The 11,778-nt window shown below is 36.8% G+C and carries 14 protein-coding genes and 1 tRNA gene; 7 read left to right on the forward strand and 8 right to left on the reverse strand.

Going from position 1 to position 11,778, the window contains the following annotated elements; genetic code table 11:
- Nucleotides 1–13: 13 nt before the first annotated feature.
- From ACNQO6_RS00355 to ACNQO6_RS00370, 4 genes are all read left to right on the forward strand, one after another.
- Complete coding sequence (locus tag ACNQO6_RS00355; protein ID WP_440207764.1) at nt 14–2,587, forward strand: fimbria/pilus outer membrane usher protein; 2,574 nt, start codon at nt 14–16, stop codon at nt 2,585–2,587.
- The gene (locus ACNQO6_RS00360; protein WP_343580475.1) at nt 2,584–3,597 is read left to right on the forward strand and encodes a fimbrial protein; all 1,014 of its coding nucleotides are present in this window, start codon (nt 2,584–2,586) and stop codon (nt 3,595–3,597) included. The genes ACNQO6_RS00355 and ACNQO6_RS00360 overlap by 4 nt, the downstream gene beginning before the upstream one ends.
- A 153-nt stretch (nt 3,598–3,750) precedes the next feature.
- On the forward strand, nt 3,751–4,728 hold the full coding sequence (locus ACNQO6_RS00365; RefSeq protein WP_440207765.1) for a DUF4882 family protein: 978 nt from the start codon (nt 3,751–3,753) through the stop codon (nt 4,726–4,728).
- A 357-nt stretch (nt 4,729–5,085) separates the two neighbouring features.
- Entirely contained in the window at nt 5,086–5,379 is a 294-nt protein-coding gene (locus tag ACNQO6_RS00370) for a type 1 fimbrial protein (protein WP_440207766.1), read from the forward strand.
- A 120-nt stretch (nt 5,380–5,499) separates the two neighbouring features.
- On the opposite strand, the gene ACNQO6_RS00375 is transcribed toward ACNQO6_RS00370, so the two are convergent.
- From ACNQO6_RS00375 to ACNQO6_RS00395, 5 genes are all read right to left on the reverse strand, one after another.
- Nucleotides 5,500–5,901, reverse strand: coding sequence for a hypothetical protein (locus ACNQO6_RS00375; RefSeq protein WP_440208058.1), 402 nt, complete (start codon nt 5,899–5,901; stop codon nt 5,500–5,502).
- Nucleotides 5,902–6,435: 534 nt separating this feature from the next.
- Nucleotides 6,436–6,672: a hypothetical protein gene (locus ACNQO6_RS00380; protein WP_440207767.1), complete on the reverse strand. Its 237-nt coding sequence runs from the start codon at nt 6,670–6,672 to the stop codon at nt 6,436–6,438.
- Between the two features lie 170 nt (nt 6,673–6,842).
- On the reverse strand, nt 6,843–7,505 hold the full coding sequence (locus tag ACNQO6_RS00385) for a hypothetical protein (protein WP_440207768.1): 663 nt from the start codon (nt 7,503–7,505) through the stop codon (nt 6,843–6,845).
- Between the two features lie 289 nt (nt 7,506–7,794).
- Complete coding sequence (locus ACNQO6_RS00390) at nt 7,795–7,950, reverse strand: hypothetical protein (protein WP_440208075.1); 156 nt, start codon at nt 7,948–7,950, stop codon at nt 7,795–7,797.
- A gap of 125 nt (nt 7,951–8,075) precedes the next feature.
- Nucleotides 8,076–8,285, reverse strand: a complete 210-nt coding sequence (locus ACNQO6_RS00395; protein WP_343580480.1) for a hypothetical protein — start codon at nt 8,283–8,285, stop codon at nt 8,076–8,078.
- Between the two features lie 353 nt (nt 8,286–8,638).
- Here ACNQO6_RS00395 and ACNQO6_RS00400 point away from each other — a divergent pair, with 353 nt between their 5' ends.
- Nucleotides 8,639–8,815 (forward strand): hypothetical protein, encoded by a 177-nt coding sequence (locus tag ACNQO6_RS00400; protein WP_343580481.1) that lies wholly within the window; start codon nt 8,639–8,641, stop codon nt 8,813–8,815.
- 275 nt (nt 8,816–9,090) lie between these two features.
- Here ACNQO6_RS00400 and ACNQO6_RS00405 read toward each other — a convergent pair whose 3' ends face one another.
- The 3 genes from ACNQO6_RS00405 to ACNQO6_RS00415 form a co-directional block, all read right to left on the reverse strand.
- Nucleotides 9,091–9,321, reverse strand: a complete 231-nt coding sequence (locus ACNQO6_RS00405) for a hypothetical protein (RefSeq protein WP_343580508.1) — start codon at nt 9,319–9,321, stop codon at nt 9,091–9,093.
- A 169-nt stretch (nt 9,322–9,490) separates the two neighbouring features.
- Nucleotides 9,491–9,712 (reverse strand): hypothetical protein, encoded by a 222-nt coding sequence (locus ACNQO6_RS00410; protein ID WP_440207769.1) that lies wholly within the window; start codon nt 9,710–9,712, stop codon nt 9,491–9,493.
- Nucleotides 9,713–9,952: 240 nt separating this feature from the next.
- A tRNA-Ile gene (locus tag ACNQO6_RS00415) sits at nt 9,953–10,029 on the reverse strand.
- 278 nt (nt 10,030–10,307) lie between these two features.
- Here ACNQO6_RS00415 and ACNQO6_RS00420 point away from each other — a divergent pair.
- Both ACNQO6_RS00420 and ACNQO6_RS00425 read left to right on the forward strand, forming a co-directional pair.
- Nucleotides 10,308–10,853, forward strand: coding sequence for a 1-acyl-sn-glycerol-3-phosphate acyltransferase (locus ACNQO6_RS00420; protein ID WP_440207770.1), 546 nt, complete (start codon nt 10,308–10,310; stop codon nt 10,851–10,853).
- Between the two features lie 142 nt (nt 10,854–10,995).
- A complete protein-coding gene (locus tag ACNQO6_RS00425; protein ID WP_005285173.1) occupies nt 10,996–11,745 on the forward strand; it encodes a YebC/PmpR family DNA-binding transcriptional regulator in 750 nt (249 codons plus the stop codon).
- The last annotated feature ends 33 nt before the right edge of the window (nt 11,746–11,778 follow it).

Here is an 11,778-nt window from a genome sequence, read left to right on the forward strand (position 1 = left end):
AGGCGAACCGATTATGTCAAAGAAAAATGCAACAGCTAAATTCTTGAAGCGTCGTATCTGTTATTACCTGACTTCCGGGGTAATCACAGTAACGCTGCCTATGGCTGTGTATGCAGTAGAACAGACAACAGAACAAGCCCCACCGATGGAAGCGGAATTCGATTCTGTTTTCTTAATCGGTGACGCACAAAAAGTCGATATTTCCCGCTTTAAATATGGCAACCCTGTTTTACCAGGTGAATATAACGTTGATGTCTATATCAATGGTAACTGGTTCGGCAAAAGAAGAATGATGTTTCGTTCATCTGAACAAAACCAGAATGCTTTTACCTGTTTTACCTCAGGCTCATTACTTGAGTACGGCGTAAAACAAGAGGTTCTGGTTAACCGTATTGAGTCAAATGCGCCAAATGCATGCTACAAAATCGAAGAATGGATCGAAAATGCTTATTATGATTTCGATACCTCACGCCTGCGTATCGATATTTCGATTCCACAAATTGCATTACAAAAAAATGCGCAGGGCTATGTAGATCCAAGTATTTGGGATCGTGGTATCAATGCCGGTTTTTTATCGTATAGCGGTAGTGCTTATAAAACCTATAATCGCTTAAATGACAATAAAGAAACCACCAATGCCTTTATGGCAATTACAGCAGGTGCAAATATTGCGGGATGGCAACTTCGCCATAACGGTCAGTGGCAATGGCAAGATGGCATTCAAAGTGAACTAGATTCAACGAATAAGAAGAAATCAAACTACGAGTCTACCAGTACTTATTTACAACGTGCCTTTCCTCAATATCGTGGCGTTTTAACCTTGGGTGATAGCTTTACCAACGGTGAGTTATTTGACTCATTCGGTTATCGCGGTCTAGATTTTTCTAGTGACGATCGCATGTTGCCAAATAGCATGCTCGGCTATGCGCCCCGTATTCGTGGTAATGCCAAAACCAACGCGAAAGTAGAAATCCGTCAACAAGGTCAACTGATTTACCAGACCACGGTTGCACCAGGTAGTTTTGAAATCAATGATCTCTACCCGACAGGTTTTGGTGGTGAACTTGAAGTATCGATTATTGAGTCGAATGGTGAAATACAAAAGCTAGCGGTTCCTTATGCATCTGTTGTGCAAATGCTGCGTCCCGGACTCAGCCGTTACTCGATCACTGCCGGTGAATTCCGTGATCGTGATATTGATTTAACGCCGTGGGTTACGCAAGGTAAATACCAACGTGGTATTAACAACTATTTGACGGGCTATACCGGCTTTCAATTGGCTCAAGACTATAGTGCCTTACTATTAGGTGCCGCGGTTGCAACACCTATTGGCGCTGTCTCTTTCGACGTGACCCAATCCAATACTGACTTTGACAAGCAAGGTTCACAATCCGGACAAAGTTTCCGCCTCAGTTATAGCAAGCTGATTTCACCGACCAATACCAATTTAACCTTGGCTGCATATCGTTATTCAACGGAAAACTATTATAAATTACGTGATGCCCTGCTCATTCGTGACCTTGAAGATAAAGGTGTGAACACCTTTGCTGTTGGTAAGCAACGCAGTGAATTCCAGATTACCCTGAACCAAGGCCTGCCTGAAGGTTGGGGAAATATTTATATGGTCGGTTCGTGGAATGACTACTGGAACCGTAATGAGACCAGTCGCCAATATCAAATCGGTTACAGCAATAATTATCATGGTTTGACTTATGGTCTTTCTGCCACCAATCGTGAAATTGAATACGGTTCAAGAAACCAAACTCGTGATACTGAATATTTGATGACTCTTTCCTTCCCGATTAACTTCAGAAAGAGTTCTGTCAACGTCAATGCGACCGCATCTGAAAACAGCCGCACAGTGGGTATGAGTGGAATGGTCGGTGATCGTTTTAACTACGGTGCTTCTGTATCTCATCAAGATAGACAAAACCCTAGCTTTAACGTGAATAGCCGTTATCGCACGAACTTTGCGACCGTAGGTGGCTCGTATAGCATCGCTGATACTTATCAACAAGCAATGTTGAGCGTGAGCGGCAGTATTGTTGCACATGCAAAAGGTATCCTGTTTGGTCCGGAACAAGGTCAAACCATGGTGCTGGTCTATGCACCAGATGCTGCGGGTGCCAAAGTCAACAATACCGTGGGGCTCAGTGTAAATAAAGCTGGTTATGCCGTGATTCCTTATGTCACACCTTACCGTTTGAATGACATCACACTTGATCCGCAAGAAATGTCGACCAATGTTGAATTGGAAGAAACCAGCCAACGTATTGCCCCATTTGCGGGTGCGATTGCAAAAGTTGATTTCTCGACCAAGAAAGGTTATGCCATCTACATCAATACCAAAACAGCAACAGGTGAAAGCTTACCGTTTGCATCGCAAGTTTTTAATACTAAAGATGAATCTGTTGGTATTGTTGCCCAAGGCAGCATGGTGTATTTACGTACTCAAGAACCAAAAGGCGATTTGTATGTAAAATGGGGCGATGAAGCCAATGAACAGTGTCACTTCAGTTATGATGTTAGCGCACAAATTACTAAAGATCAGCAAAGCATGATCATGTCTGAGGCCGTATGCAAATGAAAAAATTACTTGTAAGTACTGCCTTAATGGCTGCCGGCTTTGGTGCGAATACCGCAGCTCAGGCTGCTTGTTCAACCAGTACATACTTCCGGACTATTGATGTGTCTATGCAAGTGGGCCGTGTTGTAGTACGTCCAAGCGATCCTGTTGGGAAGGTCTTGGTTAAATCTCTTTTTGAAATTCGTCCAGACTCTAGAACTACATATACGTGTAATAGTAGCGATATGATGGTCGCACGTTTACTCCAAAATTATGCATTGAGTCCACTGGGCGACAATATCTATTCCACCAACATCCCTGGAATTGGAATACGTCTTTATCGAGAAGCTTTTAACGCAACAAACTTCTCAGGCTATTATCCTTACACTCGTCCCGTACCGAGTACACGTATTAGTCTTGCTGAAGGATATTTCGTTGTTGAAATTGTAAAAACAGCAGAAAATACTGGCTCAGGAACATTAGTTCCAGGGGTATACAGTACCTATTATGCTGGAAACCGAAATGATCGCCCTTTTTTGACCAGTACTGTTTACGGTAATGCAATTACAATCGCATCTTCATCCTGTGAATGGAGAGGTAATATTAATAAAGCGGTACAACTTCCAACTGTGATGAAGTCAGGCTTTAAAGGGATAGGTTCTACACAAGGCGACCAGGCTTTTGAACTCAACATTTTGTGTAATGGTGGTGAAAATCAAACAGGTTATGAAGAAAAGAACCTGATTAGTTTAACCTTTGATTATCAACAAGAAGGTAATAACACTCAGGTTTTAAAGAACCTCGAACCAAATGCAACAAAAGCAAATGGTGTCGGTGTGCAGCTTGTATCAAATTATCAAAATAAAAATCAGGTGATTGGACTAGGCAATAAGTTAGAACTAGGAACTGTAAAATCGAACCAAACCGTTCAATATAATGTCCCTCTCACTGCTCGTTACTATCAAACTGCAGCCAATGTTACAGCGGGTAAAGTCCGTGCCATGGCAACCGTAACCATCCAATACGATTAAACTTTTTACTAGGCCTCTTCCATAACAAGAGGCCTTTTTTTATAAAACTCAAAAAAATATATCTAAGTTATTAATTTTTAAATTTATTTATTAAAAATTCGTATTTTTTATTTTTGATAATAAACCGTAAATAACACACCAGAGGAACAATCAATGAAAAAACTGAGCATATTTGCACTTAGCCTAGCCTTGTTAGGCTGTGGTGAAAATCAAAATAGTTCACAAAATGCTACTCCTACTCAACCAACAACAGCATCTTCAAGCTTTAGTCTACGTAGTTTTAGCCAACCACCAACATGTCATTATAATTTTGACGCCACACAACAAGACTATGATGATTTATGGAACAATCAAAATTCAGACTATCTAATTGGTATATTTCCTACAATCAATGGACAAAAATTTAGCTTAACTGTTGCTCCTCCATATTTTTCAATTACCGAGCCTGAATACGGTACTTTTAATTATTTACAATACTTAGCTACCAGTAAAGCAAGGTTTTATTCGGCAGTAAATTCTCCATACTTTCCACACTTGCAAGATGGTTTAGGAGATTTTAACTTACCGACAACAGGGATCCTTGCATTGGAAATGCAACTCGATATTCCTAGTGCTCCTCTAAACGAAGGCTATTATGGAGAACCAGGTTCATCTTATCTCGCAGATATTAATTTTAATGGGATCACAGAGAATGGATATATTGTAAGGTCAGTATATAGTTTCATGGCAGGCACAACTGATCCTGATTTTGGCGAAAATCCACCATCCGTCTTATTTACCCTTGGTTACCCAAATAGCGATGATACTGAGTATACTTCAGTTGCTCATTACAACAATAAAATGACCGACTATCCAAGCAAATATCATCGTTTAGGTATCTATATCAACCAAAATACCAAACAAGTCGGTTTTATTGTTAATGGTGTTGATCAAGGATATCAAGGAACACTCCCTGCACCATTGAAAAATATAGGCTTTGATATTCGGAGCTGGGTTGGTTCGGATAAGGATGGTACATTCTCAGAAAAACTTGCGGGTCTAGAACTCTCATCTGAACTGATCACCGACCGTTATGCATTACAATTCAGTTACCCTCAAGGCACAACAGACATCTGTGGCAATATCATTTAGCCCACATAAAATAAAAAAAGCCTACTCTTTTGATGAGGCTTTTTTTATCGTTCAAAAAAACAGCGTATAATTTATCTGCATACACATCTGCTACAGTTCCACGTTTAAGTAATCAAATCCCTTTTTATACATACCTTAGATTAAGCAAATTACTCTAATTTTTTAAATCCACATTATAATAAAAATATGTGACAGAATTAACAAAATCAATTTATTATATTAATTATCAATTTAAAAACAAAACTTTAAACAGTTCACACTTTATATAAATATTTAATTAAAAATTTATATAAATATTGCCCTGATAATAAATTCTATGTTAATTAATACTTAATACATTTATAAAAGGCAATAAATATGCATAACTATATTTATAAATCTGCCCTGCTTTTATCATTAATGGCATTTGCTTCGGTTATTTATGCTGCAAGCACAATCCAGGTGAATGGAAGTATTGTAGAAGATACATGTTCTCAGCAACTTCAAATCAATGAATGCGAGCAATTGAACATGTTACGTCAAAAAATTGAGTCTCAAACGATCTCATTGAATGATTTAAACACCTTACCTCAAAAGAATACAATAACTGAAATTAGCTTTGAAAAATTTCCAGATCATAAGAATGCTGTGATTATTGCAAGCTACTACTAGTTAATATATTCATTATTAAGATGTGAACCAATTAACACTAATATAAGATTCACATCTTTTTAATGATCAGAATAAGTTTTTCAATTTAATCTATGAATCTCAGAACGAATAGAGAAGATTCTATTCAAAAATACTGACTTGGGTTTGACCATCTATTGAAAATATACATTTCCCTTTAAACTCTTGTGCATTACCCAACTCATTTTCAGCACAAAACTCCAAATAAAGGTACACATCCCCACTTTTTTGGTTTATATAATAATTACCACGTAAATTTTCATTAAAACTGACGGTCTTTTGCTTTATCACATTAGAGAGTACCAATTGTTTGCACTTTTGAATCAGTTTTTCCTTATTTAAATTAATTTCGGACTTTCGAATATAAGAAGAGCTTTTACTCAACTCCCTCACATTATTTTGATTATCATTCTCAATTATATATGGGTCAACTTCAGTTATAATATTAGAGTTTTTACTCTTATAATCTTCAAAGCTTTCACACCCTAATAAACATAGTATCATGGTGAAAGCTAAGACATTCTTCACTTTAATAATCTATAAAATTAAAAACTATAAGATATCAGAAATAATGAAATATGACAAAGAATAAAGTGTTTCTACGAAGGTGTTTATTTACTCATCTCAAACTAATGAACTTAAATAGATCTCCTATTCTTTACCACGCTTGTTCTTTTTTATCTGTCTATGTTGTAGATAATCAATCTGATCGTAATGTTCGTGATCTTGCCTGAGTGACAACAATTCCTGAAGCCCAAGCTAAGGCTTATCGTGAAAATTAGCGTAGGAAATGTCTTAATTTAAAGTTATACGGCGATGAGATTAAAACGAGCCTTATTAGCTACTCCTACGAGGACGTCTCTCTAGAACGGATCGATTACGATAATCACTGTATATTCACACCTATCAACTGGCCAGCTCGAATTAAAGGTTAAAAAATACTGTTGATCATGTGTGCCGTATACTCTTTGAATAAACACAAAGGCAGGTGCTTAAGCTTAATGCACTCACTAAGAGCACCTAAGTGCTCTCTCGTCATTATTTATTTTTGTATAAAGCAAAATTTATTGCCCTTTCATAGGCCTCTTCTTTCAACTCGGTGTAAACAAAGAAATACTGTTCTTGTTTGGCGGCGGGATTGCCAAGTAACATGGGTTCATAACTATGAGTATTTAAATCACAGGGATCAACATCAAACGCCTCCATTTGCTGTTCCCTCCACTCTCCACTTAAAACACCACCTATACACAGCCATTTAGTTGAGTTGTCAGACATATATCCCTCTTGTAGTCATTAGTGGATAAAATCTTATACCATATAAAAGTGTAAGCCCTACCAATTACCTCTTCGTCAGCGCAGTTTTATGTACCAAAATGCGTTTGCCTAGCTCGCTCGCATTCCATAATTTCCAGTCAACAATGAAATAACGCTCATCTGTAATTCACTTATATTAATTTTAAAGATAATTGATCCATAAACCCATGAAATGCATCAAAGCATTCATCCACAATTTTTTTGAACTCAACGCTTTCCAGCTCACTCAATTCGACAGTTTCAAAAATATTTGCTTCATCCAGCATCAAATGCCCGCTTTCACGGCTAAGATGCAACTCACCAAGAAAATTTAATTTAATCTCTGAACCAGAGGTCATTTTCTCTAATTGGGTGAAAGTAACATTTCCTGTCGCTTCCATCACCTCAATAACCACATATCTTCTTATGGCTGGCTGGCCTTGGATTAAGGCAACCAATTTGTAAGTAAGTTGCCGACTTGCAGAGAAATCATCAGACCACAAAGTTTCAAGTACGTCAGTAAAACTATCATTCTTATTAAAGTCGAGCGTTCTTAAGTCTTCCAGATACCAAATCCAATGCTGCTCATCCTCTTTAGCATGAACATTAATCGCTAATTCATAATTATCTTTAGGGGCTTGAAAAGGTAAAACATGCTTGTTTATATCTCCAAAACTCATAATAAAATAAGCCATATATGGCATAAAATTGAGCTTGTGAGTTAACGATAAATTATCATCGGATAAATGTTTGAAAAATGCATGCTGGGCAAAAGCTTCTTTTTTATAACTTATATACTCAATAATATCTTGCATATTTCCCTCACTTCATTTTTTAAGAAAACAAATACAAAAGACAAACTCGTAAAAAGTCCTAGCAACCATCTATATGTCATTGAAATTTTAGGTTACATTCTGCTCATACAGCTATCTTATTGATAAGATCTAGCAAGAGTAGAATCCTACTTAAAATCATTTTTATTATTGATTATGGAGAATCTAAGTTTTCATCATGTATATTTTCTTATTGGTGGTGTGAAAAGCATTACATCTCGTAAAAGCAATTTAGTCCTGTTTGATCACTGATCAATATAAGATCACTTTTCTACATCAGCTTTTTAAAGGAGATATTTGTTTCTTTTTCGGTGTATGACAATATACGCGCATCTCTTTTCTTCCTTAACTTTTCAATGAGAGAATCAATTTTAGCCGTAATTAAATTCTCTTCTTGTTGATCAAGATCTGGAATATATTGCATCACTAGTTTCGTCCATTAAGATATTTACTTCCCAGCAGTGATAGAGCATCTCTTTTAAACTTACAACTGCATTAAGTTTTTTTAACCACAAAGAGAACGTCATAAAAAAAACCGCCGAAGCGGTTTTTTTATTTTATATAGTAGCTACTACCATCTGAGCTATTAAAAACCCAGTCTAATGTTGGGTAAATAATTTCACCTTTTATCAAAATATATTCAATTTTTGAACTTTGAACTCGTTTTCTTGAAAGTGCTATTTCAGTATTTTCCTCGAGGTAGCATGCCTGCGCTCTTCTTTCACTACCTTGATAATCCACAACTGTAATGTCTTTTAGCATCAATATGCTCCATTTTAATCAATCATAGTATGCTGAGCAGGTCATTTATACAAACTATAATTTTATAAGTATCCAGTTTTATGACTTTTTAAAAATTTCTAAAGAAAATTTACGCTCAAAAAATATATGTGTGCTTTATGTACCCCTACTTGAAATTTACAGGGTCTGTTTTTCGCTTTTAAAAGATAAGGCTCAGATAGTTATATATATTTGATTTTTATTTATGAAACATTTCATCGAAATAAATATCATTTGTGGCACAGATCAACACATATAGATCTTAAAACTACCTTAGTGTAACGGCTTTTAAAGCGTACGCTGAGTTCTCTACCATAAAGTTAAAGAAGATAAAAATGTCAGGTTTTAAAAGTTTTTCACAACATACTACTCTCCATGCAAATACCATCAAAGCTCAATCAAATGAGCATACTGAAGTGAATTCCCCGACCGAATCTCAACCTTCACAACATCCTGATGCCGATAAAGATCAGTCAGGTAATAATGAACAGCCAGATCCGCATAACAAATAATTTCTTATCAACCCTGCATTAGAAGCGCTTTAGTGATGTACGGTTAGTCTCAAGAATAAATTAGTGCACTAATTTATTTTACTTTTAACTACTTTTATCAATTTGATTTGTCTAGTTATTTAAGAAATTAAAACCATTCATTCCCTATAATTGATATCACGAATCTCTCAGATCTGAGGGGCTTTTTTAATTGCGCTTTGACGGTCTGCTCGTCTGATTATTTATTATAAAAAAGCTCACCTTGCAGTGAGCTCTCCTGTTTATATCCATTAGCATTACGAAAGATATGAATATTTTTGGGCTAAATAATGATTCGCGATTCTTGTGGTTTCGGCATAAGGTAATTCTGCACAAAGCCAAAAACGATATGTATTTTCACCAATAATGTAACTTTGCCGATTGTAAGTAGACAATTTACCAGGGGCTATTTCACTTGCTTCAAAGTAGGTTCCTTCGCGGTGAGTAACAACTTCGCCATCCAAATCACCGCCTATACAGATGTGCATCATATTTATCCTTAAAATTATGATTCACAGCTTAACACATAAAGTCAAAAGCCCTGCCAAGAACATATGTATTGGTAGGGCTTTTGCAACTAAATACGCCCGGTCAATGGATTGACATTGCACCAATCCTAGTCAAAAAAAGAGGTATCCGATTAAAATAAATTTAAGCTTATCTAGCATCTAAATATAAATCTATTTTATTTTTTAGCAGCGCGGCTTCAAAATCCTTAAGCACCCAAAACGTATAAATTAAACCATTTTTTTCAACTTTTGTTCTTAAATACTCTTCTTTCAAATGCGTATCAATATTGCCAGCATAAAAAACATCACGTTCAAAATTTTCGACTGGAAAATCAAATCCGTCTTGTGATCCGCCAATAAACTTTTCCATCATTCGCCCAAAGAAAAAAGAATAATTTATCACATTTAATAAAAACCCGCATAAGCGAGAGCTTTTTTAAATCCGTTTACAACAAGCTCTACGGCTTTAGTATGCAAAGCAATCATCACTTCTACGATATTAACCAGATCAAAGCTAAAAGTTCTTTTTATAAAATCACTTACGTCGTGATTACATGAAATCAGACATTAAAAAAGCACTTACAATTAATACATGTAAGTGCTTGATATATGGTGGGCCCACACAGACTTGAACTGTGGACCAACGGATTATGAGTCCGCTGCTCTAACCAACTGAGCTATAGGCCCTATAAATTTCCATCATATTGATATGATGAATGCTGCCTGATCTTAGTTAAATTTAACTTTAATTACAAGCAGATGATTTTATCAAACTACCTAAAATAGTGTTAAAAATCATAAACTGCGCTGATTCTAGCTGATCTCGCTATAATGAGTAAAGCAAATATTGCACTGTTTTGATCATTTAAAAACCATCCAAATTTCTGTTATCTGACGTTTCAGGATATGTCTTTTCCTCAAAAGTCGTATTACACTGCTGCGACTCAGGACCTATGATGATAAGCATGAAAAAATTTTTAGGAAAATCTATTTTTAAAGCAACAGGTTGGGAATATAAGGTTGATCCTGCTATTTTAGAAAAGAAACAAGTTATTATTGGCTTCGAGCATACTTCCAATCTCGATACTATCCTCTCTCTGGCTTTATTTGAAATTTTAGATATTAAAATTCATACGCTTATCAAAAAAGAATTATTTAAAGGCCCATTAAAACCAATTTTACAACGTTTAGGGGGTATCCCTGTTGACCGCAAGGCCAGTAAAGATATTGTCACGCAAATGGTGGAGCTTTTTAACCTGAATGATCGTTTTAATCTGGTGATTGCACCGGAAGCAACCCGTGCTAAAGATGGTGAAGCGCGTAAACCGATCCGTACCGGTTTCTGGCATATCGCCAAAGCAGCCAATGTGCCGATCATTCTGATGTATGCCAATGCCCGAACCAAACAAGGTGGCATCCTGGGTAAAATCTACCCGACCGAACTGCAACAGGATCTGGAAAAAATCAAGGCGCTGTATGCGGAATATGACATAGATGTAAAAATTAGCTAATAGCCCCTGTCTATTTGTTCAATCTTTGATACTTGAGCAAGATTTTAAATTTTGAATATCAGTTCGGGCAGTTTTCAACAAAACCTTGGCTATGCTAATATTCCTGCACTTTTTTGAGTTTTAATTTTTTGGAGTTACTTCCATGGCGGGTCATTCTAAATGGGCCAATATTAAGCATCGTAAAGCTAAACAAGATGCAAGTCGCGGTAAGGTTTTTACTAAATATATCCGCGAAATCGTAACTGCTGCGCGTTTAGGCGGACCAGATGCTGCAAGCAACCCACGTTTACGTGCTGTTGTCGAAAAAGCACTTTCAGTCAATATGACACGCGACACCATTAACCGTGCGATCCAGCGTGGTGCTGGCGGCGAAGATAATGATGATTTAAAAGAAGTAACCTATGAAGGTTATGGTGTTGGCGGTGTTGCCGTTATTGTCGAAACCATGACCGACAACCTGAACCGTACCGTGCCAGACGTTCGTCACTGTTTCTCAAAAACCAATGGTAACTTGGGTACCAATGGTTCAGTGGCTTATCTGTTCACCAAACGTGGTGAAATTTCTTTTGACGATGTGTCTTTAGAAGATAAAGTCATGGAAGTTGCTTTAGAAGCAGGTGCTGACGATATCGAGATTGATGAAGACAGTATCTTGGTAATTACCAGCCCAGAAAGCTTTGGTGACGTTCAGGATGCACTTACAGCTGCAGGTTTAAAATCTGACAACGCTGAAGTTGTGATGAGCCCATCGACTAAAGCTGAAATCACCGATATTGATCAAGCTAAACAAATCATGAAAATGATTGATATGCTTGAAGATCTTGATGATGTTCAAAACGTGTATACCAACGTTGAATTCTCTGAAGAGGTTTTAGCGCAACTTGATGCCTAAACCTTTCTGCCGAGTAAAAAATGCATCTGTTTA

Source organism: Acinetobacter calcoaceticus, assembly GCF_051947995.1.
In the GTDB taxonomy this organism is placed as follows: Bacteria; Pseudomonadota; Gammaproteobacteria; order Pseudomonadales; family Moraxellaceae; genus Acinetobacter.

Coding starts and splice junctions, on each gene's coding strand:
- ACNQO6_RS00355 (WP_440207764.1), top strand. CDS start 14: ATGTCAAAGAAAAATGCAACAGCTAAATTCTTGAAGCGTCGTATCTGT.
- ACNQO6_RS00360 (WP_343580475.1), top strand. CDS start 2,584: ATGAAAAAATTACTTGTAAGTACTGCCTTAATGGCTGCCGGCTTTGGT.
- ACNQO6_RS00365 (WP_440207765.1), top strand. CDS start 3,751: ATGAAAAAACTGAGCATATTTGCACTTAGCCTAGCCTTGTTAGGCTGT.
- ACNQO6_RS00370 (WP_440207766.1), top strand. CDS start 5,086: ATGCATAACTATATTTATAAATCTGCCCTGCTTTTATCATTAATGGCA.
- ACNQO6_RS00375 (WP_440208058.1), bottom strand. CDS start 5,901: ATGATACTATGTTTATTAGGGTGTGAAAGCTTTGAAGATTATAAGAGT.
- ACNQO6_RS00380 (WP_440207767.1), bottom strand. CDS start 6,672: ATGTCTGACAACTCAACTAAATGGCTGTGTATAGGTGGTGTTTTAAGT.
- ACNQO6_RS00385 (WP_440207768.1), bottom strand. CDS start 7,505: ATGCAAGATATTATTGAGTATATAAGTTATAAAAAAGAAGCTTTTGCC.
- ACNQO6_RS00395 (WP_343580480.1), bottom strand. CDS start 8,285: ATGCTAAAAGACATTACAGTTGTGGATTATCAAGGTAGTGAAAGAAGA.
- ACNQO6_RS00400 (WP_343580481.1), top strand. CDS start 8,639: ATGTCAGGTTTTAAAAGTTTTTCACAACATACTACTCTCCATGCAAAT.
- ACNQO6_RS00405 (WP_343580508.1), bottom strand. CDS start 9,321: ATGCACATCTGTATAGGCGGTGATTTGGATGGCGAAGTTGTTACTCAC.
- ACNQO6_RS00410 (WP_440207769.1), bottom strand. CDS start 9,712: ATGGAAAAGTTTATTGGCGGATCACAAGACGGATTTGATTTTCCAGTC.
- ACNQO6_RS00420 (WP_440207770.1), top strand. CDS start 10,308: ATGAAAAAATTTTTAGGAAAATCTATTTTTAAAGCAACAGGTTGGGAA.
- ACNQO6_RS00425 (WP_005285173.1), top strand. CDS start 10,996: ATGGCGGGTCATTCTAAATGGGCCAATATTAAGCATCGTAAAGCTAAA.